Here is a 19,583-nt window from a genome sequence, read left to right as displayed (position 1 = left end):
AACAATGATCAGCAAGTGTCTTTTTCCGGTGGCCGGCTACGGCACCCGCTTTCTGCCGGCAACCAAGGCCATGCCCAAGGAGATCCTGCCCATCGTCAACAAACCGCTGGTGCAGTACGCGGTAGAGGAAGCCTCCGAGGCGGGCATCCAGGATATCGGCTTCGTGACAGGCCGTGGTAAGCGGGCCATCGAGGACCACTTCGACATCAGCTACGAGCTTGAGCACCAGATCGCGGGCACCGGCAAGGAAGACAACCTTAAAGGTATCCGCGAGCTGATCGTTAACCACCGCTTCGCCTTCACCCGCCAGAACGAGATGAAGGGGCTGGGGCACGCCATTCTTACCGGCCGCAATCTGATCGGCGATAATCCCTTCGCCGTCATCCTGGCGGATGATTTCTGCGTGGCCGGAGATGATGACGAAAGCGTGATGGCGCAGATGGTCAAACTCTACAACCAGTTCCGCTGCAGTATCGTCGCCATTGAGGAAGTTCCCGAAGATGAGACTCACAAATACGGGGTTATCGAAGGCGAGACCATGAAAGACGGGCTGTACCGGATCACGGATATGGTTGAAAAGCCCCCGAAGGAACAGGCGCCTTCCAACCTGGCTATCATCGGGCGCTACATCCTGACGCCGGATATTTTCGACATCCTCGAGCGCACGCAGCCCGGTAAGGGCGGAGAAATTCAGATCACGGATGCGCTGCTGGAACAGGCTAAGAACGGCTGCGTTCTGGCCTACCAGTTCCGCGGCCAGCGTTTTGACTGCGGCAGCATAGATGGCTTTGTAGAAGCCACGAACCACGTCTACGAAAACGTCTATCGCCGCGGCGAACGCAACCTCTGACCGGCAACACAGGCTGGCTCATGACGGAACACACGGCAGGCACAGAACCCCAGCCAGCGACGGTCATACTCCCGGAAGGCGGTTGGCCCGAGGCATGCCCTCTCCCGAGCGGGAGCATCATTGAAGCCCGCCAGCACGCGGTTGTCGCCCTGCAGCGATTCGTTGCCGACGAACAGCTGCCTCAGGGGTGGATGAGCGTATTCCCGCGCCTGGTTATTCCGATGGCGGCGTGGCTGCTGTCCGAGCAACGCCGACTGGGGCGCCCTCTGGTTATGGCCATTGGTGGCAGCCAGGGTAGCGGCAAGACAACGTTCTCACGGGCTCTGCGGCTGGTTCTTCATCACTGTTTTGCGGTCCCTGCCTGTGTTCTCAGCCTCGACGATTTCTACCTTAGCCGGTCTTCACGCCTTGAGCTGGCCAACTCGGTCCATCCCCTGCTGGCAACCCGTGGCGTTCCGGGAACCCATGAGATTGAAGCGCTGCTGGAGTGCGTGGATGCCCTGCAAGCCGCAAGTCACGACAGCCAGACTCTGCTGCCACGCTTTGACAAGAGCCGCGACGACCGCGCGCCCACCTCGGAATGCACTGCCTTCCAGGGGCGCCCCGGGGTGATCTTCCTGGAGGGCTGGTGCCTGGGCGCGCAGCCTGTTTCGGAAGGTGAACTCGCGCTACCAATCAACCAGCTTGAGGCAGAGCACGACCCCGAGGGGCACTGGCGCCGCTACGTCAACGAACAACTCGCCGGGCGCTACAAACACCTGTTCCAGCGCTTCGACCGGTCGCTGTTCCTGCAGGCGCCCTCCTGGAATGCCGTAAAGCGCTGGCGTCTGCTCCAGGAGGCGAAACTGATCCGCAACAGTAGCGACAGCTACCGTGCCCATCTGGACGAAGGCGACGCCTTCGACACATTCATGGCGCATTACGAACGCATTACACGGCGTCTGCTGGACTCACCGCCAGCAACCGAACTCCGCCTGGCTCTGGATGAACAGCAACGGCTGGCAACGCTAACGTTCAACTCAACTGAGAGGTACCGTCTTGGGTAGTCGACTTTTCCGCCTTTATGACCGAACCGTGCTCGCCCACCCGGTGATCACACTGCTCATTGTTCTGGCCGCAGCTGTGATTGCCGGACTGCGGGTCGACCAGTTCCAGCTGGATGCCTCCCCGGACACCCTGGTTATGGAAGGCGATGAGTCGTTCGAGTACTACCAGCAAACCTATCGTCGGTTTGAAACCACAGATGGCTTTCTGGTCGTCAGTTACCAGCCCGAAGAGAAACTGTTCAGCGACAGCGCCATCAACCGGCTCACAGAACTGCGTGACGACCTGATGGCCGTTAAAGGCATCAACCAGAGCAACAGCATTCTGGACGTGCCTCTGCTGCACAGCCCGGACATCACGCTTATGACGGTGAGCGAGCACATGAAGACCCTCCAGGGTGGCGATGTGGCACTGGATACCGCCCGCAAAGCGTTGATGGCGAACCCCTACTACCAGAACATGCTGGTCAGCAAGGACGGCTCCACCACTGCAATCCAACTCCTGCTCCCCACGGATAAGCGCTATTACGAACTGCGCGACCGACGCGACGAGCTGGAGCAGAAAGCGCGTAATGAAGGTCTCTCCGCCGCTGAGGAAGCCAAGCTTTCTAAGGTGCGGTCCGAGTACCGCCAACGCAAGGAATCCTTAAACGCCCAGCAGGACCGGATCATCCACGATGTGCGTCAGGTGCTGGCTGATTACGGTGAAAAAGCCCAGATTCACCTCGGTGGCGTGCCCATGATCGTTGCCGACATGATGGCCTTTGTGGAAAGCGACCTGGTCACTTTCGGCCTGGGCGTGCTGGCGTTCATCATCCTGATGCTCGGCATCATCTTCCGCCAACCCCGCTGGGTCCTGCTGCCGCTTCTGTGCTGCGGTCTGACCGTGTGGTTCACGCTGGGCTACCTTGGTTGGACGCACTGGCCGGTAACCGTCATCTCCTCGAACTTCGTCTCGCTGCTGCTGATCATCACCATGTCGCTGACGATCCACCTGATCGTGCGCCACCGCGAATACCAGCAGCTGGACCCCGATGCCGACCGTTACCAGCTGATTTCGGAAACCGTCAGCGCCATGGGCCGCCCCTGCTTCTACATGGTGGTCACCACTGTGGTCGCATTCGGCTCCCTCATCTTCAGTGAAATCAGGCCGGTGATAGACTTTGGACTGATGATGACCGTGGGCATCCTGATCGGCTATGCCGTGGTCTTCCTGGTCCTGCCCGCGGTTGTCATGCTGCTGCCGCGCGCGGCGCAGCCCGGCGGCGCCCTGCATCGCACACCGATCACCGAATACCTGGCCCGCATTACCGACAATAACCGTGGCGCCATACTGGCCGTAAGCGCGGCGCTGGCAGTGATCTGCGCGGTGGGCGTCTCCTGGCTGTCGGTTGAGAACCGATTCATTGACTACTTCAAGTCGGATACAGAGATCCATCAGGGGATGGTGGTCATCGACCAGAAGCTTGGAGGAACCACACCGCTGGACGTGGTCGTCAGCCTCGAGAAAGACGATGGCGAGCCCGCTGAGCCCTGTGATCCTTTCGTGGACCCGGACTGCCAGCCGGAGAAGCGCATCGACAGCTTCTTCAGCACCGATGGCGCGAAGCTGGTCAAAACCATCCATGATTACCTGGATAAGCAACCCCAGACCGGTAAGGTCATATCCCTGGCCACCACCATCCGGCTTGCGGAACGCGTTAACCAGGGCCAGCTGAACCCGTTACAGTTGGGCCTCATGGGGCGGGCCTTCCCGGAGGATCTTCAGGGGCTGCTGCTGGATCCTTACGTTAATGAAGAAACCGCTGAGGCGCGCTTCAGCATCCGCCTGATCGAATCCTCACCGGATCTGAACCGGGAAGCGCTGTTCGAGCGCATCCGTTCGCACCTGACCGGAGAAGTCGGGCTTAAAGACGAACAGGTCAATCTCACAGGGATGGCAGTGCTCTACAATAATATGCTGCAGAGCCTCTTCAGCTCCCAGATCAAGACCCTTGGCGCGGTCTTCCTGGCCATCATGGCCATGTTCCTGGTGCTGTTCCGCTCACTGCGCGTGGCCGTGGTGGCGATTGTGCCCAACCTTCTGGCCGCCGGCACAGTACTTGGCATCATGGGGCTGATGGGGATTCCTCTGGACATGATGACCATAACGGTGGCTGCGATTACCGTGGGAATTGCCGTGGACGACACCATTCACTACATCTATCGTTTCCGCGAGGAAGTGCGGCGTGACCGTAATTACCAGGCCGCCATGCACCGCAGCCACCAGACCATCGGCCGTGCCATGCTCTATACCTCACTGACCATCATTGTTGGTTTCTCGATCCTGGCGCTGTCGAATTTCATCCCGACCATCTACTTCGGGGTCTTTACAGGTCTGGCCATGGCGATTGCCCTGCTCGGGGCGCTGACACTACTGCCCAGGCTGCTGATGATCGCCAGACCCTTCGGGCCGGACCAGGGGGCCGTTAAGGAGAGCGGATAATGGCCATTGTCACAACCATTGGGCTGCTCGTTCTGATTGGGGTAGGCGGGTGGTCCCTGTATCGGGTGCGCGAGCAGCGTCGTCGCATTGAGCATGCGCTGGCGCGGGTGGCGGATCCCGATGTTCCACCGCCGGAAATGCTGATGACGGTACGTGTTCTGAATCCGATTGAGGTGGCACGCCGGGAGTCCACTTCAGCACGCCTTGTCGGCGACTACATGCCGGAAACCGTGCGCCGCATTGTGTTCCGCCAGCTGACCACCGAGCTCGATGAGGCGCTCTCCGAGCGCGGGATCGAGTCCGAAATCAGCGTTGAGTACCGGTAAGCGCTATGATGACGATCCTGAACCTTCTACTCGGTGTGATTGTGCTGACACTGGCCGGCCTCGTAACCTGGGAGCTTCATCGCCAGGAACAGCTGATACAGCGCCTTGAGCAATACGCGGCCCATGAACGCCGCCCCAAGCATGGTCGGGTGATCCACAGCAACTCCGAAGAACCAGTCGTGCCAGCGTTCGAAACGCTACCGAAGCGGATTATCGAGCACTTCATGCGCAATCGCTAACCTTCTGTCCTGCTACAGCTGATCTCAACACAAACAACTCGGCTTTACCGTTGCGAATACCTATCATTTAGTTTAGGGTTCTTTCCCGTTACCAAACTTTCATTGGGATAAACTCCATGGCTCAAAATGCACCTCTCCGTTACTCGCCGCTCGCGGTCTTTCTGGTGTCGCTTGCCCCCTGCCTGACACAGGCACAGAGCGAACAGGACGCACCGACAACCTTCTCAGCCCAGACCCTGGAGGTGCAGTCCAGCGCCGACGCCTCAGCTGAGGGCCTGACCCCCGCCTTCGCTGGCGGGCAGGTGGCCGAAGGGGGTCGCGTTGGTCTGCTCGGCAAGCAGGACAAAATGGAGACGCCCTACAACTTTACCAACTACACTGAGCTCCTGATCGAAGATCAGCAGGCGGCCAGTGTTGGCGATGTGCTGCGCAATGATCCCGCTGTTCGAGTAGCCCGCGGATACGGGAATTTCCAGCAGGTCTACCTGGTGCGCGGTCTGCCCGTCTTTTCAGATGACATGACCTACAACGGCCTCTACGGAATGCTGCCCCGGCAATACCTCGCCTCCGAGTTCATCCAGCGAGTGCAGGTCTTCCGCGGCGCCAACACTTTCCTCAAGGGCGCGGCACCGGGCGGAAGCGGCCTCGGCGGCGCCGTCAACGTTGTCCCCAAACGCGCCCCCAACCACCCGCTTACCCAGGTCACCACCGGCGTGCAAAGCGGCGGCCAGGGCTACGCCGCTGCGGATGTGGCACGCCGCTCCGAGGACGGACGCTATGGCCTAAGGGTCAATGCCGCCCGCCGAGACGGCGATACCGCCGTAGACGGTGAGTCACGCGAACTTTCAATGAGCCACATCGGGCTCGATTACCGGGGTGAGAACCTGCGCTTGTCCGCCGACCTGGGCTATCAGGACCACCTGATGGATGCCAGCCAGCCGAACATCACGATTGCTGAGGGCGTGGCTATCCCGGATGCGCCCGACGCTTCCGAAAGCGTAGCCCAGCCCTGGACCTACTCGGAATCCGAGGATGTGTTCGGGACGGTTCGTGGTGAGTACGATTTCAGCGAGGCGGTGACCGGCTGGCTGGCGTTCGGCATGCGCCAGGGCGAAGAGCAAGCCAGTTTCGCCAATCCGACGGTGAACAGCCCGAATGGTGACTACACAGCTTACCGATTCGACAACACTCGAGAAGATACCGTGACTACCAGCGAAATTGGCGCAAGAGGTAGCTTCGATACCGGCAGTGTCAGACATGAAGTCACCGTTTCGGGCTCCGCCTACAAACTGGAATCCGATAACGCCTACGCAGGAACATTCGGTGGTATAAGTGGCAATATCTACAATCCGACCAACGAAGCCCGTCCAGCCTATACCTACACCGGTGGCAACCTGGATAATCCGGGTCTGACCGAAAAGACACGACTTTCAAGCCTCGCTGTGGCGGACCAGGTGTCACTGTTGGAAGATCGCCTCAAGATCACCCTGGGCGCGCGACACCAACGGATTGAGACCGAGAGCTACGATTACAGTAACGGAGACCGGACTGCCAACTACGACGAGAGCGACATTACGCCCTCTATTGGACTCGTTTACCAGCTGACAACCTCTTTTTCTACCTATGCCAACTACATCGAAGGCCTACAGCAGGGTGATACGGCCCCTGCAACCGCAAACAGCCAGCCGGTCAGTAACGCTGGGGAAACCCTTGAACCATTCACAACGGAACAGAGCGAAGTTGGGTTCAAGTTCGAACAGGGTGATCTCGGCGGCAGCGCCTCGTTCTACTACAGCCGTAAGCCCAGTGCCGAGGTCGACAGCGACAATGTTTTCCGTATCTCGGATTATCAGCGTAATCGGGGGGTTGAGCTGAATGCGTACGGCAAGGCCACCCGCCATCTGAGTGTTCTTGGTGGTGTCAGCTTTCTGGATGCGGACGTGAACGGCGACGAGGCCATCGGCTCCCCGGATACTCAAGCCAATTTCAACCTCAAATACGATGTGCCCGCCCTGCCCGATCTGGCCCTGGACAGCCGCCTCATCTACACCAGCTCCCAGTATGCGGATTCAGCCAATGAACAGAAGGTGCCCTCATGGACTCGCCTGGATATCGGCGCCCGCTACCTCGTACCCATGGGCGATGACCGGCTCCTAACGCTTCGTGCCCGTATTGAGAGCGTAGCGGGTCACGATTACTGGGCCTCCGCTGGCGGCTATCCCGGCGAAGGGTACCTGACAGTGGGCGCTCCCCGTACCGCGAAGCTATCCGCCACAGTCGACTTCTAGGAGATCCGCCCCTCATGCAACAGCGAACCATCCGTGTCTGGTCCGGCATCCATAAATGGACCAGCCTGATCTGCACGATCTTCATGCTGATGCTGTGCCTCACCGGGCTGCCGCTGATCTTCCACGATGAGATTGACGCAGCCCTGGATACCCACGACTGGGAGCCCGCCAATCCTGGTGGGCCCATGCTCTCGCTGGACCGGATCCTGTCAGTGGCGCTGGATAACCAGCCGGGCGACAAGCCCATTTTCATGAGCTTTGATAAGGACCGACCAGTGGTCAATGTGACCACTGCACCCACTCTGGAGGCATCAGAAGGCGCCATGCACTTTGCCTCCTACGACCGAACAAGCGGCGAGACGGTACCTGACCATGAAAGTAGCTTCATGGCATTCATTCTGGAGCTGCACATGAACATGTTCCTCGGGCTTCCAGGCATGCTGTTTCTCGGGGCTATGGGGTTGTTGCTGTTCCTGGCGATTGTTTCCGGCGTGGTGCTTTACGCCCCTTTCATGCGCAAACTCAACTTTGGAACAGTGCGCACAGGCAAGACCCGTCGCATCAAGTGGCTGGATCTGCATAACTTCTTCGGTGTCATTACGGTCGCCTGGCTTTCCGTTGTGACACTGACAGGGGTCGTTAACACCCTGGCGACGCCTATCATTGATCTGTGGCGAACCCATTCACTGGCGGATCTGATCGAAGGCTATGAGAACCAGAGTGTGCCAACGCCGGAAGAGATGGCGTCGCTGGATGCTGCGGTGAAGGAAGCGGTTGAGGCCGCTCCGGATAAGACCCTGCAATTCGTTGCGTTTCCGGGGGGGCAGTTTTCCACCGATTTCCATTACGGCGTCTTTCTCCAGGGTAAGACGTCACTGACCCAGCACCTGATCACGCCGGCACTGATCAATGCCCGCACGGGTGAGCTCTCAGATATCCGGGGGACGCCCTGGTACGTCAAATCCCTGGCGCTTTCAGGCCCTCTGCACTTCGGGGATTACGGCGGATTACCGCTCAAGATACTCTGGACCATACTGGATCTTCTTACCATTATCGTGCTCGTCAGCGGGCTCTATCTGTGGGCCTCGCGCCGGCGACCGGTGACCAGTGAGATCCGCGAGCCAACGACCACACATTCACCCTCTCTTACGACAAGCTCATGAGTGCATCCAATAACAGCCGTAACCGCCGCTCCGCCCGGTCCACTTTTGCCCTGCCTTTCTGGATCGCACTGGCAAGCCTGGTTGGGCTTGTCACCGCGCTTCTGGGCGACGGCCTATGGAATGCGGTTGCGTGGCTTGGTTTGGGCACTCCCATTGTGGCCCTGGGTTATGGTCTGATTTACCGAACCGGCTGAAGCGCCCGTCCCATCCCGCGACTCAGCCCCCCCGGCGTGCGAGCAATGAGCCCAGAACCACCATCAGGGCCGCCACCGGCAGCTGCCAGCTCGGCGCGGCGAAACCAGATACCACCAGAAAAAACGCTGCCAGCACGGGCACGCCGTAGGCCAGGCTGCCCACCAGACCTGTTGGCCCGTTGCGGATCGCCACATCCCACGCCACCATTGCAATTCCATAGGGGCCCAGCCCCAGGGCCGCACCTGCGGCAATGCTACTGAAGGGAAAGGCCACGTTTTCCGGCTCAAGCACCACGCCCATGGTCGCGGCTCCCATTGCCGCGATCATTAAAATAGTGGGCATGAACGGAGTCAGCGTTACTGGTGTATTCTGGCAAAGCCAGGAATAGAGGGCCCAGCAGCAGCCAGCGAGCAAAGCAAAAGCATAGCCCAGCATGTTACCGGAAAGTCCATTATTCAGAGCGTCTGGTGCAAGCAAAAGAACCGCGCCCCCAAAGGCAATAGCGGCACCACCGAGAACCGGCCCGGAAAGGGTTCTGTGCGTAAACCACTGATTGATCAGAACGAAAAGCACCGGCCAAGTGTAGGTAATAAGCGCGCCTTCCGCTGTGGGGGCCATCCCAAGCCCTACCAGATAGGAGCCCACAGCCCCCAGCACGAGCAGGGGAATCAGCCCGTAGATGACCATAGAGAATCCGGGCGGTATTTCAACCTTAAAGTTTTTCCCAAGGCTCATCGGCAGAGCCGCCATTGAGCCAGCCAAGAGGGTAATCGCTGTCAGCCTCAGCGGTGGAATCATAGTTGCGAGATCAATCAAAAGGGGGGCCAAAGCCCAGAGCACAACGGCAAACAGCCCTGCCATAGGGCCTACAGGAAACTGGGGATTCTCAAGTCTCAGTGCCTGCACGCTCATGTCTCCTGTAACGTCTCGTTTACGAGATGACAGCGTCAGGTTAGAGTCTGAACAATAATCACAAAAACGATTTTATATGAATCGACCGATCAAAGTCTGTGATCTTTATGCGCACCCCAGTGCTTGACCTGAACCTCCTCCAGACCCTGCTCGCGGTGGCTGATACTGGTACCGTCACCGGCGCGGCGGAACGGCTCGCCTATACCCAGTCCACCGTCAGCATGCAGCTGCACCGGCTTGAAAGTACGCTGGGCGTGACCCTGCATGAAAAGAGCGGGCGCGGGATCTGCTTCACCAACGAAGGTGAACGCCTTCTTGGCTATGCCCGGCGTCTGCTGACCCTGAATAACGAGACGTTGAACGACCTCCGGGACCGAAGGGTTTCCGGTTCCCTGAGTCTTGGCATTCCGGAGGATTACGCCTTCCTGCTGACCGCGGCGCTGGCGTATTTCCATCAGATGTATCCGGCCATGCAGTTGCAGGTGACCTGCGGTGCCAGCATTGACCTCGTCCGCCAGGTCCAGGCGTCGGAACTGGATCTGGCAGTGGTGACCCGTCAGACCCATTCGCCGGGAGGTGAGGTAATCCGACGGGACCCACTTGTATGGGCGGTAGGCGCCCACCAGCAACCGTCACTGGTGGATCCACTGCCGCTGGCGCTGTACAGCCCAGGCGCTGATGTCTTCCGGGAGGTGGCCGAGCACGCCCTCAGCGCTGCCGGCCGGCACTGGCGACTGGCCTATTCCAGCCAGTCCATGACAGGGTTGATGCCCATCGTTGTGGCGGGTCTGGCGGTGGTGCTGATCACCCGGGACATGCTCAATCCTCAGCTCAGAGCCCTGGACGAGAAAAGCGGACTCCCAGCGCTTCCCTCCGTGGAGATTGCACTGCACCGCGCCCCTGGCCGTCCGTCGGAACCCGCCAGGCAGCTGGCGGAGTTGATACGTCAGCACATGAGGTCAGAGAAACCGTAGAAATGCGCGTTCAATGCCCTGAGACCCTGCATTCGCGCGCGAGGCTGTGTTCCAATGGCAATGAACCAGAGTCACGAACCCAGCCGAGGTGAACAGGAACCTGCCATGCAAGAGACCGCTTCCATAAGCATCGATAACGGTGATGCTGTCATTGATGCAGCCACGCTCGCGGAATGGCTGAACATCGATCTGGAGACACTGACCCAGGCTATTGAGTCCGGCGCTGTGCGGACGCTTGTGGAGAAGGGCGAGGGAGAGGACGCAGGGCGGATACGGCTGACCGCGCGTTACGGTGAGCAACAGGCCTGCATGATTCTGGAGGCGGACGGCCGTCTCACGCCGGCGACGCCCCCTCCGGACTCCCACCGCCCTGTAAAACCATCGCTGATGCAGCTTATGGACGACTGAGCGCGATTGACCGACCCAGGCGCACTCTTTGGATATAGGTATGACGCATCCTGAATGAGGAAAAAGGCATGGTTCATGACAATCGCCTCCCGAGCACCATGAATGCCATGGTGCTGGCGCAGCAGGGCCAGGCACTTCAGCACCATCAGGTGCCCCTTCCGGAGATTGAAGAGACGGACCAGGTACTTCTGCGGGTGGAGGCCTGTGGCGTCTGCCGGACGGATCTCCACATCCTGGACGGCGAACTCACGGACCCTTCACTGCCACTGATTCCTGGCCACCAGATTGTGGGAAAGGTGGTTGCTGCCGGTAATGACGTTACCGATCTCCGGGTCGGCGACCGGGTTGGTGTTCCTTGGCTTGGCCACACTGACGGCACCTGCCGTTACTGCTGCCGCGGCCAGGAAAACCTCTGCGAACACGCCCGGTTCACAGGCTACACCCTGGATGGCGGCTACGCGGAATACGCCCGTGCCTATGCGCCCTACTGCTACCCTCTACCCCCGGAAGCCGAAGCGCTGGATATTGCGCCCCTGCTCTGTGCCGGCTTGATCGGCTTCCGCACATGGCGCCTAGCAGGCGGCGAGAACATCCAGCGGCTCGGCATCTATGGCTTTGGCGCCGCCGCCCATATCCTGTGCCAGATCGCCTGCTGGTACGGCCAGTCCGTGTACGCATTCACCCGACCCGGCGATGAACAGGCGCAGAAGCTGGCGCGCGATCTTGGTGCCGTCTGGGCGGGCGCGAGCACGGAGGATCCACCGGACGTTCTGGACGCAGCGCTTGTCTTTGCCCCGGTGGGTGAACTGATGGTCAGTGCGCTCAGGAATGTAGACCGCGGCGCCAGCGTCGTCAGCGGCGGCATCCACATGAGCGACATCCCCTCATTTCCCTATGGCCTTCTGTGGGAAGAGCGCAGCCTGAAATCAACCGCCAACCTCACCCGCGAGGATGGCCGCGCCTTCCTTGAGGTCGCACCCAGAGTCCCGGTGCGAACCGAGGTGCACGCCTACCCGCTCAGCGAAGCCAACCAGGCCCTCGAGGACCTGAGGGAGGGACGGTTCGCCGGTGCGGCGGTACTGACCCCATAGGAGGCTCAGCGGCCATACCTATACGGTCAGGTGTTGTGACACAAGCTCGTCCCCGAGCTCATCCATGGGACGCCTATTTCCCTATCCCGTGACTGCACCGACTTGTCGCACAACTCACCATATCGGGGCACCGTCTGGTTCTTAGGCAGTGTTTTCGACCTGCTCATTAAATCCAAGCCTTTGCTATAAGGATTTTTTCGGGGATTCAGAAGGAATGGCACGCCGTTTGCTTACGCCAACTTGTATACAAGCTGGCAACCAAGAGACTCATCATGGCTTCAACAACCGGATGGACCATCAGGGACTGGCAGGAGGCGTACCATAATGGCCAGTCACCCCAGGCGCTTCTGGAAGCGCTCCTGGAGGCCGAGGACCCACGTGACCCCGCCTGGATCAGCCTGACGAGCCGGGAACAGCTGGCCGCCCAGATCGCGACCCTTTCCCCGGAGCAACCACTCTACGGGGTGCCGTTTGCGATCAAGGACAACATTGACGCGTTCGGTTTCGAGACCACCGCGGCCTGTCCGGAATACGGCTATCAGCCCGAGTGCAACGCGGAAGCGGTCAAGGCATTGAAGGAAGCGGGCGCCGTACTCATCGGCAAGACCAACCTCGACCAGTTCGCTACCGGTCTTGTCGGCACACGCTCTCCCTGGGGCGCCGTCCCCAACAGCTTCGATGACACCGTCATAGCGGGAGGGTCGAGTTCAGGCTCCGCCGCAGTTGTGGCCCGCGGCACCGTCCCCTTTTCCCTGGGCACGGACACTGCCGGGTCCGGACGTGTACCGGCGGGACTGAACAACATCGTTGGGCTCAAGCCAACCCGCGGTGCCATCAGCACCCGCGGCGTGGTACCGGCATGCCGGAGCCTGGACTGTGTCTCGGTTTTCGCCCTGACCACGGCTGATGCCGGCGTAATCCAGAGCTGCCTGGAAGCGGGCGAGAGCACTGACCCCTTTGGCTGCTCCCGCCTGGAATACGGATCCAACCCCGTCTGTGCACTGAGGGCACCGGGGCCGATACGACGCCTGGCCATTCCCAGGGATCCGGAATGGTACAGCGACGACCAGCAGCGCGATGCATGGGAGCAGGCCCTGGGCCAGTGGCGGTCCCTGGGCGTTGAGGTGGTGGAGCGGGACTTCACAACGCTCTACGCCATGGCCGCACTCCTGTATGAAGGCCCCTGGATCGCGGAGCGTCACGCTGCAATCAGCACCTTCATGGAGGCGAATGCGGCGGCCATGAACCCGGTAGTCCTGAACATCATCCGCCGGGCGGAGGGGTTCACGGCTACCGATGCATTCAATGGCCTCTACCAGCAGCATGAGCTGCGCCATGCCCTGGACCAGGAGCTGGCGGCCATCGATGCCCTGCTGGTGCCGACCGCGCCCATAACCCCTTCCCTCAGGGCGGTCGAGGCCGACCCTGTGCACCTGAACGCCCGCCTTGGCCGCTACACCAACTTCGTCAACCTGGCTGACCTGTGCGCGCTGGCGTTACCGGCCGGGTTCCGCGGAGACGGCCTGCCTTTCGGCATCACCCTGATCAGTGGCGCCTGGCGTGACCGGGATCTTCAGGAACTGGGCGCGCAATGGCTCAACCACACCCCGACACCACTCGGCGCCACCGGACGGGAGCGGCCACCGGAGACGCCACCAGAACCCGATGGCGGCACGGTCCAGGTAACCGTGGTGGGCGCCCATCTCAGCGGCATGCCACTGAACGACCAGCTGACCGGGCGCGGTGCACGGCTGCTGCAAAGCACAGCAACCGCCCCCTGTTACCGGCTGTATGCCCTGGCCGGCACCACCCCGCCCAAACCCGGGCTGCGACGGGACCCCACCGGCGGCGCCCTGGACGTCGAGGTATGGGCAATGCCCACGGAGCACTTCGGATCCTTTGTGGAATTGATTCCCCACCCACTGGGCATCGGCACCGTCGAACTGGCGGACGGCACCTGGGCCAAGAGCTTCATCTGTGAGGAAGCGGGGCTCGAGGGAGCCACGGACATCACGCATCTGGGGGGCTGGCGCGCCTATATCCAGTCCCTCCGGGAACAACAGGGATAAGGAAAGGAGTAACGCCATGTTTTCAAAGGCTCTTGTGGTCAACCGGGGCGAGATTGCGGTGCGGATCATACACCCCCACCCGGACCGCTGGTGTTAACCCCAATGGCGGAATCCGGCGCCCCCACACAGCGCGAAAGCATGGCCGACCGGATCTATCAGGCGCTCAAGGAGGATATCTTTGAGTTCCGCCTGATTCCCGGTGACAAATTCAGTGAATCCGACATCGCGCAGCGGCTTTCGGCCAGCCGCACGCCAGTTCGCGAGGCGCTGTACCGGCTGGAACGCGAAGGCTATGTGGACGTGCTCTTCCGCAGTGGCTGGCAGATACGGCAGCTGGATTTCAAGCAGATCGAGGATCTCTACGACCTGCGCATCACCCTTGAGCGGGCCGCGATGCACAAGATCTGCCGCCTGGATAAGCCGCCGCCCGCGCTGCGGCTGCTCAACGACATCTGGAACCCGGATGCCCCCTCCGAAAGAGCTTTCGGCAGCACGGTGCGCGCCCTTGATGAAAGCTTTCACTGTGAGCTGGTGGCGGCAGCCGGCAACGACGAAATGACACAGATCCACCAGCGGATAACGGACCGATTGCGCATCGTCCGCCGACTTGATTTCACCCGGCCCGACCGGATCGATGCCACTTACCGGGAACACGCCGAGATCCTGCAGGCACTGATCGCCAACAATCCCGGTGAGGCCGCGGAGAAAATGACCGCCCATATCCGTACCAGCCAGGAGGCCGTCAAGGGCATCTCACTGGAACGCATCCGGGAGGTCTCGCAACAGCATCGGCGCCGGGAACCAGGTTGCCCTTAGGTTTCAGGCCCAATCTGCCCCCAACCGGGGCACACCCCTCTAGGCTGCACCAAGATGGCGCACCCGATTCCCGACCACGGCAGCATCAGATCCCCAGGCTACTGTCATTAAAGGTTTTTCAATAGGTGGCACTGTGGTTGCAGTCTAACAGACAGGAATCAGATGACTGAGCGGCGCTGTGCTGCCCGGTCCGTTCCAAGACAATCTGAAATGGACAGCTAGGGTTCCGGCCACACCGACGTGGCGTCTGGTCCGAGAGCGGTCGACCTTCTGAAGGTTACACGGCGGGACAAAAGCCCGGGAGGATACAGGCTGACAGCCATCTGATTCCTCCCAGTAAACCGTCAGGAGGCTCGACATGCGATCCAAGCTGCTTACCGCACTCCCCTTCATTGCCGCCGCCGGCATGCTGCCCGGCACCGCCCTTGCGAAAGACGAGTTCAGTGTCTGCTGGTCCATCTACGTGGGCTGGATGCCCTGGGACTACGGCGATGCCCAGGGCATCGTCGACAAGTGGGCGGACAAGTACGACATCGAGATCGACGTCGTGCAGATCAACGACTACATCGAGTCCATCAACCAGTACACCTCCGGGCGTTTCGACGGCTGTACCATGACCAACATGGACGCGCTCACCATCCCGGCATCCGGCGGCGTGGACTCCACCGCGCTGCTGGTGGGCGACTTCTCCGATGGCAACGATGGCATCGTCATGAAGAACGAGGATGACCTGGCCGAGATCGAGGGCAAGCGCGTCAACCTGGTCGAACTGTCCGTCTCCCACTACCTGCTGGCGCGGGGCCTGGAGTCCGTAGGGCTGTCCGAGCGTGATATCGAAGTCGTCAACACTGCTGACGCGGATATTGTCTCAGCCTTCGCCACGCCCGACGTCAGTTCCGTGGTTACCTGGAACCCGCAGCTCAGCTCCGTGCTGGAACAGCCCAATGCCAACCTGGTCTTCGATTCCTCCCAGATCCCTGGCGAGATCATGGACCTGATGGTGGTCAACACGGAAACCCTGGAAGCGAACCCCAAGTTCGGCAAGGCCCTGACCGGCGCCTGGTACGAGATCATGGCCCGCATGCAGGGCGATGACGAAACGGCCATTGAGGCCCGTACCCATATGGCGAATGCCGCGGGCACCGATCTTGAGGGCTACGAGGCCCAGCTGGAGGCGACCAACATGTTCCATGATCCCTCCGAAGCGGTGGATTTCACACGCAGTGACCAGCTGCTGGAAACCATGCAGAGCGTGGCCGAGTTCTCCTTCCGCCATGGGCTGCTTGGCCAGGGTGCCCCCAGTGCGAAGGCCGTGGGTATCGAAACCCCCTCAGGCACCTACGGTAACGAAGGCAATGTGAACCTGCGCTTTACAGACAAGTACATGCAGCAGGCCGCGGACGGGGAGCTCTGACCCACCGCCTCACGCGCACGCCGGCTCCCCGGAGCCGGCCCGTTTCCCCGCTGACGGGCTGATCCCATGAAGAAACTGATCAACCGCCAACCTAATCGCTACGCCCGCTGGTTTCTGGGCCTGCTGCCGTTTGCGCTGCTTCTGGCCATCTACATCGGCGCCTCCTCGGCGCGCCTGGCGGAGAACCCGGATGACCCCCTGCTGCCCTCGCTGACCCAGATGGCTGAGGCGGTCGAACGCATGGCGTTTGAACCCAGCAAGCGCTCCGGCGACTACCTGCTGCTCCAGGACACCCTGGCGAGCCTTCAGAGGCTTGGTATCGGCATTGGTTTTTCCGCCGCGCTGGCCCTGATATTCGGTATCGCCAACGGCGCCATTCCCTATGTGCGAGCCACGCTCTCGCCTTTGGTCGTGGGTATCTCCCTGGTGCCGCCAATGGCCATCCTGCCGATTCTGTTCATCGTGTTCGGACTGGAGGAACTGGCCAAGGTCATGCTGATCATCATCGGCGTGACGCCCTTCATGATCCGGGACATGCAGCAGCGGACCCTCGAGATTCCCGAGGAGCAGATCATCAAGATGCAGACCCTGGGCGCCAACACCTGGCAGACCATCACCCGCCTGATGCTGCCCCAGATCATGCCCCGGCTTCTGGCCACCATGCGCCTGGCCCTGGGCACCGCCTGGCTGTTCCTGATCGCCGCCGAGGCCATTGCCGCTACCGAGGGACTGGGCTATCGCATCTTCCTGGTGCGGCGCTACCTTTCCATGGACGTGATCCTGCCCTATGTCCTCTGGATCACGCTGCTGGCTCTGGTGATCGACTTCCTGCTCAACCGCTGGTCCAGGTGGCGCTATCCCTGGTTCCACGCAACCGGCCAATAAGGAACGCAACCATGGCCATGATCGAAATCCGCAATCTGTGGAAGGAATTCGGTGAGGATGTGGTGCTGGAACGGCTCAACGCCAGCATCGAGGCCCGCGAGTTCGTCACCGTGGTGGGTGCGTCCGGCTGCGGCAAGACCACCTTCCTCAAGATGCTGCTGGGTACCGAGACGCCCACGCGCGGCGAGCTTCTTCTGGACGGCGCGCCCATTCCGGATGAACCGGACGCCACACGCGGTATCGTCTTCCAGCGTTACTCCGTTATGCCCCACCTGGACGCCACCGGCAACGTCATGCTCGCCGGCGAGTTGGAAGCTAGCCGCTGGCTCGGGCGTGTCTTTGGGGCCAGCCGGCGCCGGCTCCGGAATTACGCCATCGCTATGCTGAAAGAGGTGGGCCTGGAACACGCCCTCGATAAGTACCCCCACGAACTCTCCGGCGGCATGCAGCAGCGCCTGGCCCTGGCCCAGGCCCTGATCAAGAAACCCCGGATCCTGCTGCTGGACGAGCCCTTCGGCGCCCTGGACCCAGGCATCCGCCGGGACATGCACGAACTGGTCAGCCGCCTGTGGCGCGAGCAGCAGCTCACGGTCTTCATGATCACTCACGACATTGAGGAAGGCTTCGCGCTCGGCACGCGCCTCTGGGTCTTCGACAAGGAACGCCTCGACCCGCAGGCGCCGGAAGCCTACGGCGCCCGCATCACCTACGACCTCGCCGTGGGCCGCGACGACACCGGCGTACTGGACACCATTACCGCCGACGTGGATGCCACCGCCCGGACCATCGACACCCGAAACCCGCAACCGACAGGAGAACACTCATGAGTCGACTCCTCTACGACTACACTCTGCCCGGAGGCCACCACTGGTCCTTCCGCATGCGCCGCAACACCGGCCTGCGCCTGACGGACGTGGAAGGCGGCGGCAACCTGGCCCTGCTCATTTTCAACCCGGAAATACTCATGGAGCGCTACAACGCGCCCGACACCATGAAGGCCCAGGAAACCTTCCGGCTGACCCAGGGCCACTGCCTCTATTCCGACATGGGGCGTTGTATCGCCTCCATCGTCGAGGACGACTTCGGCGGCCACGACTCCGCCTGCGGCACGCTGACGCGGGGCACCTGTTACGAGCGCTTTGGCCGCTGGTCCTTCCAGGAATACATGAATGAATGGTGTTTGAGCGGCGAGGAAAGCTTCCTCACCGAACTAGCCAAATACGGTCTGGGCGAACGCGACCTGCACGCTAACCTCAACCTGTTCAGCCGGGTGGAAACCGATGACGCCGGCAACATGCACTACGTGGACAGCCACAACCGCCCCGGCGCCAGCGTGACCCTGCGCTTCGACATGGATGCCCTCGTGATTGCGGCGACCAGCCCCCACCCGCTGACCCCGGCGACCGAGTACCCGAAGAAGCCCATCCAGGTGGAATTCCTGAAGACAGACCCGGTCACGCCCGACGACGAATGCGTCAACGCCCACGACACCAGCCGCCGGGCCATGGAAAACACCCGACTCTATTACCTGGACGACCCCGTCCGCCTGACCGACGCAGGAGGTGCCTGATGCTGACCGAAAGCTTCCGCCAGACCCATGATGCCCGTTACAGCCAGAAAATCGGTGCCGGCGACTACTTCATGCGCACCGTCAAGGCGGGCTCAACCGTCCGTATTACCGACGTGGACGGCAACGAAGCCGCCGACACCCTTTTCTACAGCGCTCTGGACCCGGCCGAACGCTACAGCGCCAATGACACCGTGCGTGAACAGGGCAATGTCTACCTGGGCACCGGCAGCGTGCTGCGCTCCAACCGCAACAACCCGATGCTCGAGATCATCGCCGATACCTGTGGCCGGCACGACACCCTGGGCGGTGCCTGCTCGTCCGAGAGCAATACCGTGCGCTATGCCCACGACCGCCGCTGCATGCACTCGTGCCGAGACAACTGTGGGCGGTGCCTGCTCGTCCGAGAGCAATACCGTGCGCTATGCCCACGACCGCCGCTGCATGCACTCGTGCCGAGACAACTGGATGAACGCGATCCAGGAAAACGAACACTTCGGTGTCACCAAGCGCGACATCGCGCACAACATCAACTTCTTCATGAACGTGCCCATCACGCCGGAAGGCGGCCTGAGTTTTGCCGATGGGATTTCGGGGCCGGGCAAGTACGTGGAGATGAAGGCACTGATGGATGTGATCGTCCTGATCTCCAACTGCCCGCAGCTCAACAACCCCTGCAGTGGCTTTGATCCCACGCCTCTGGAGATTGCTGTCTGGGACAGTTGATGTTGGGAGACTGATGGGTTGTTCAAGGGAGAGGTGTCGGGAGGGTTGAACGGGAAACGCTGTAAATACATCCCTGTACGCTTGTCTTCCGCCATCCATGGCTCCAGACATTCCCGTTCAACCCTCCCGACA

18 protein-coding genes, 1 pseudogene and 1 riboswitch are annotated in these 19,583 nt (G+C 61.0%); of the genes and pseudogenes, 18 read left to right on the top strand and 1 reads right to left on the bottom strand.

Going from position 1 to position 19,583, the window contains the following annotated elements:
• Positions 1-4 precede the first annotated feature (4 nt).
• The 8 genes from galU (at position 5) to AAF659_RS02950 (ending at position 8,588) form a co-directional block, all read left to right on the top strand.
• On the top strand, positions 5-850 hold the full coding sequence (gene galU, locus AAF659_RS02985; protein ID WP_349750207.1) for a UTP--glucose-1-phosphate uridylyltransferase GalU: 846 nt from the start codon (positions 5-7) through the stop codon (positions 848-850).
• Positions 851-870: 20 nt separating this feature from the next.
• Complete coding sequence (locus tag AAF659_RS02980) at positions 871-1,896, top strand: hypothetical protein (protein ID WP_349750206.1); 1,026 nt, start codon at positions 871-873, stop codon at positions 1,894-1,896.
• A complete protein-coding gene (locus AAF659_RS02975; RefSeq protein WP_349750205.1) occupies positions 1,889-4,378 on the top strand; it encodes an efflux RND transporter permease subunit in 2,490 nt (829 codons plus the stop codon). The genes AAF659_RS02980 and AAF659_RS02975 overlap by 8 nt, the downstream gene beginning before the upstream one ends.
• The gene (locus tag AAF659_RS02970) at positions 4,378-4,704 is read left to right on the top strand and encodes a hypothetical protein (protein WP_349750204.1); all 327 of its coding nucleotides are present in this window, start codon (positions 4,378-4,380) and stop codon (positions 4,702-4,704) included. The genes AAF659_RS02975 and AAF659_RS02970 overlap by 1 nt, the downstream gene beginning before the upstream one ends.
• A 5-nt stretch (positions 4,705-4,709) precedes the next feature.
• Positions 4,710-4,943: a hypothetical protein gene (locus AAF659_RS02965; RefSeq protein WP_349750203.1), complete on the top strand. Its 234-nt coding sequence runs from the start codon at positions 4,710-4,712 to the stop codon at positions 4,941-4,943.
• A gap of 116 nt (positions 4,944-5,059) precedes the next feature.
• On the top strand, positions 5,060-7,231 hold the full coding sequence (locus AAF659_RS02960; RefSeq protein ID WP_349750202.1) for a TonB-dependent receptor: 2,172 nt from the start codon (positions 5,060-5,062) through the stop codon (positions 7,229-7,231).
• A 14-nt stretch (positions 7,232-7,245) separates the two neighbouring features.
• Positions 7,246-8,394, top strand: coding sequence for a PepSY-associated TM helix domain-containing protein (locus AAF659_RS02955; protein ID WP_349750201.1), 1,149 nt, complete (start codon positions 7,246-7,248; stop codon positions 8,392-8,394).
• Positions 8,391-8,588, top strand: coding sequence for a hypothetical protein (locus AAF659_RS02950; RefSeq protein WP_349750200.1), 198 nt, complete (start codon positions 8,391-8,393; stop codon positions 8,586-8,588). Before AAF659_RS02955 ends, AAF659_RS02950 begins: the two co-directional genes overlap by 4 nt.
• Positions 8,589-8,610: 22 nt before the next feature.
• Here AAF659_RS02950 and AAF659_RS02945 read toward each other — a convergent pair whose 3' ends face one another.
• Positions 8,611-9,495 (bottom strand): DMT family transporter, encoded by an 885-nt coding sequence (locus AAF659_RS02945; RefSeq protein WP_349750199.1) that lies wholly within the window; start codon positions 9,493-9,495, stop codon positions 8,611-8,613.
• A gap of 113 nt (positions 9,496-9,608) precedes the next feature.
• On the opposite strand from AAF659_RS02945, the gene AAF659_RS02940 reads away from it, so the two are divergent.
• The 10 genes and pseudogenes from AAF659_RS02940 (at position 9,609) to AAF659_RS02895 (ending at position 19,451) form a co-directional block, all read left to right on the top strand.
• Complete coding sequence (locus tag AAF659_RS02940; RefSeq protein WP_349750198.1) at positions 9,609-10,475, top strand: LysR substrate-binding domain-containing protein; 867 nt, start codon at positions 9,609-9,611, stop codon at positions 10,473-10,475.
• Positions 10,476-10,580: 105 nt separating this feature from the next.
• Complete coding sequence (locus tag AAF659_RS02935; protein ID WP_349750197.1) at positions 10,581-10,883, top strand: DUF6522 family protein; 303 nt, start codon at positions 10,581-10,583, stop codon at positions 10,881-10,883.
• Between the two features lie 68 nt (positions 10,884-10,951).
• Positions 10,952-11,974, top strand: a complete 1,023-nt coding sequence (locus AAF659_RS02930; RefSeq protein WP_349750196.1) for a zinc-dependent alcohol dehydrogenase family protein — start codon at positions 10,952-10,954, stop codon at positions 11,972-11,974.
• Positions 11,975-12,246: 272 nt separating this feature from the next.
• Positions 12,247-14,043: an allophanate hydrolase gene (gene atzF, locus AAF659_RS02925; RefSeq protein ID WP_349750195.1), complete on the top strand. Its 1,797-nt coding sequence runs from the start codon at positions 12,247-12,249 to the stop codon at positions 14,041-14,043.
• A gap of 102 nt (positions 14,044-14,145) precedes the next feature.
• Positions 14,146-14,859, top strand: a complete 714-nt coding sequence (locus tag AAF659_RS02920) for a GntR family transcriptional regulator (protein WP_349750194.1) — start codon at positions 14,146-14,148, stop codon at positions 14,857-14,859.
• A 207-nt stretch (positions 14,860-15,066) separates the two neighbouring features.
• A riboswitch (guanidine-I (ykkC/yxkD leader) is annotated at positions 15,067-15,165 on the top strand.
• A gap of 52 nt (positions 15,166-15,217) precedes the next feature.
• Positions 15,218-16,273: a putative urea ABC transporter substrate-binding protein gene (locus AAF659_RS02915; protein WP_502949182.1), complete on the top strand. Its 1,056-nt coding sequence runs from the start codon at positions 15,218-15,220 to the stop codon at positions 16,271-16,273.
• Between the two features lie 66 nt (positions 16,274-16,339).
• On the top strand, positions 16,340-17,158 hold the full coding sequence (locus tag AAF659_RS02910; protein ID WP_349750193.1) for an ABC transporter permease: 819 nt from the start codon (positions 16,340-16,342) through the stop codon (positions 17,156-17,158).
• Positions 17,159-17,169: 11 nt separating this feature from the next.
• Positions 17,170-17,985, top strand: coding sequence for an ABC transporter ATP-binding protein (locus tag AAF659_RS02905; RefSeq protein ID WP_349750192.1), 816 nt, complete (start codon positions 17,170-17,172; stop codon positions 17,983-17,985).
• The gene (locus AAF659_RS02900; RefSeq protein ID WP_349750191.1) at positions 17,982-18,728 is read left to right on the top strand and encodes an urea amidolyase associated protein UAAP1; all 747 of its coding nucleotides are present in this window, start codon (positions 17,982-17,984) and stop codon (positions 18,726-18,728) included. The genes AAF659_RS02905 and AAF659_RS02900 overlap by 4 nt, the downstream gene beginning before the upstream one ends.
• Positions 18,728-19,451, top strand: a pseudogene (locus AAF659_RS02895) (DUF1989 domain-containing protein). Before AAF659_RS02900 ends, AAF659_RS02895 begins: the two are co-directional and overlap by 1 nt.
• Positions 19,452-19,583: the final 132 nt, after the last annotated feature.

Origin of the sequence: Salicola sp. Rm-C-2C1-2, from assembly GCF_040196175.1 — a bacterium.
Taxonomy (GTDB): domain Bacteria; phylum Pseudomonadota; class Gammaproteobacteria; order Pseudomonadales; family Oleiphilaceae; genus Halospina.
This window is presented reverse-complemented; position numbering and strand designations above follow the sequence as displayed.

Bases quoted from the DNA above. Each gene is read 5' to 3' on its own strand.
- galU (WP_349750207.1), top strand. From the start codon at position 5: ATGATCAGCAAGTGTCTTTTTCCGGTGGCCGGCTACGGCACCCGCTTT.
- AAF659_RS02980 (WP_349750206.1), top strand. From the start codon at position 871: ATGACGGAACACACGGCAGGCACAGAACCCCAGCCAGCGACGGTCATA.
- AAF659_RS02970 (WP_349750204.1), top strand. From the start codon at position 4,378: ATGGCCATTGTCACAACCATTGGGCTGCTCGTTCTGATTGGGGTAGGC.
- AAF659_RS02965 (WP_349750203.1), top strand. From the start codon at position 4,710: ATGATGACGATCCTGAACCTTCTACTCGGTGTGATTGTGCTGACACTG.
- AAF659_RS02960 (WP_349750202.1), top strand. From the start codon at position 5,060: ATGGCTCAAAATGCACCTCTCCGTTACTCGCCGCTCGCGGTCTTTCTG.
- AAF659_RS02955 (WP_349750201.1), top strand. From the start codon at position 7,246: ATGCAACAGCGAACCATCCGTGTCTGGTCCGGCATCCATAAATGGACC.
- AAF659_RS02950 (WP_349750200.1), top strand. From the start codon at position 8,391: ATGAGTGCATCCAATAACAGCCGTAACCGCCGCTCCGCCCGGTCCACT.
- AAF659_RS02940 (WP_349750198.1), top strand. From the start codon at position 9,609: ATGCGCACCCCAGTGCTTGACCTGAACCTCCTCCAGACCCTGCTCGCG.
- AAF659_RS02935 (WP_349750197.1), top strand. From the start codon at position 10,581: ATGCAAGAGACCGCTTCCATAAGCATCGATAACGGTGATGCTGTCATT.
- AAF659_RS02930 (WP_349750196.1), top strand. From the start codon at position 10,952: ATGGTTCATGACAATCGCCTCCCGAGCACCATGAATGCCATGGTGCTG.
- atzF (WP_349750195.1), top strand. From the start codon at position 12,247: ATGGCTTCAACAACCGGATGGACCATCAGGGACTGGCAGGAGGCGTAC.
- AAF659_RS02920 (WP_349750194.1), top strand. From the start codon at position 14,146: ATGGCGGAATCCGGCGCCCCCACACAGCGCGAAAGCATGGCCGACCGG.
- AAF659_RS02915 (WP_502949182.1), top strand. From the start codon at position 15,218: ATGCGATCCAAGCTGCTTACCGCACTCCCCTTCATTGCCGCCGCCGGC.
- AAF659_RS02910 (WP_349750193.1), top strand. From the start codon at position 16,340: ATGAAGAAACTGATCAACCGCCAACCTAATCGCTACGCCCGCTGGTTT.
- AAF659_RS02905 (WP_349750192.1), top strand. From the start codon at position 17,170: ATGGCCATGATCGAAATCCGCAATCTGTGGAAGGAATTCGGTGAGGAT.
- AAF659_RS02900 (WP_349750191.1), top strand. From the start codon at position 17,982: ATGAGTCGACTCCTCTACGACTACACTCTGCCCGGAGGCCACCACTGG.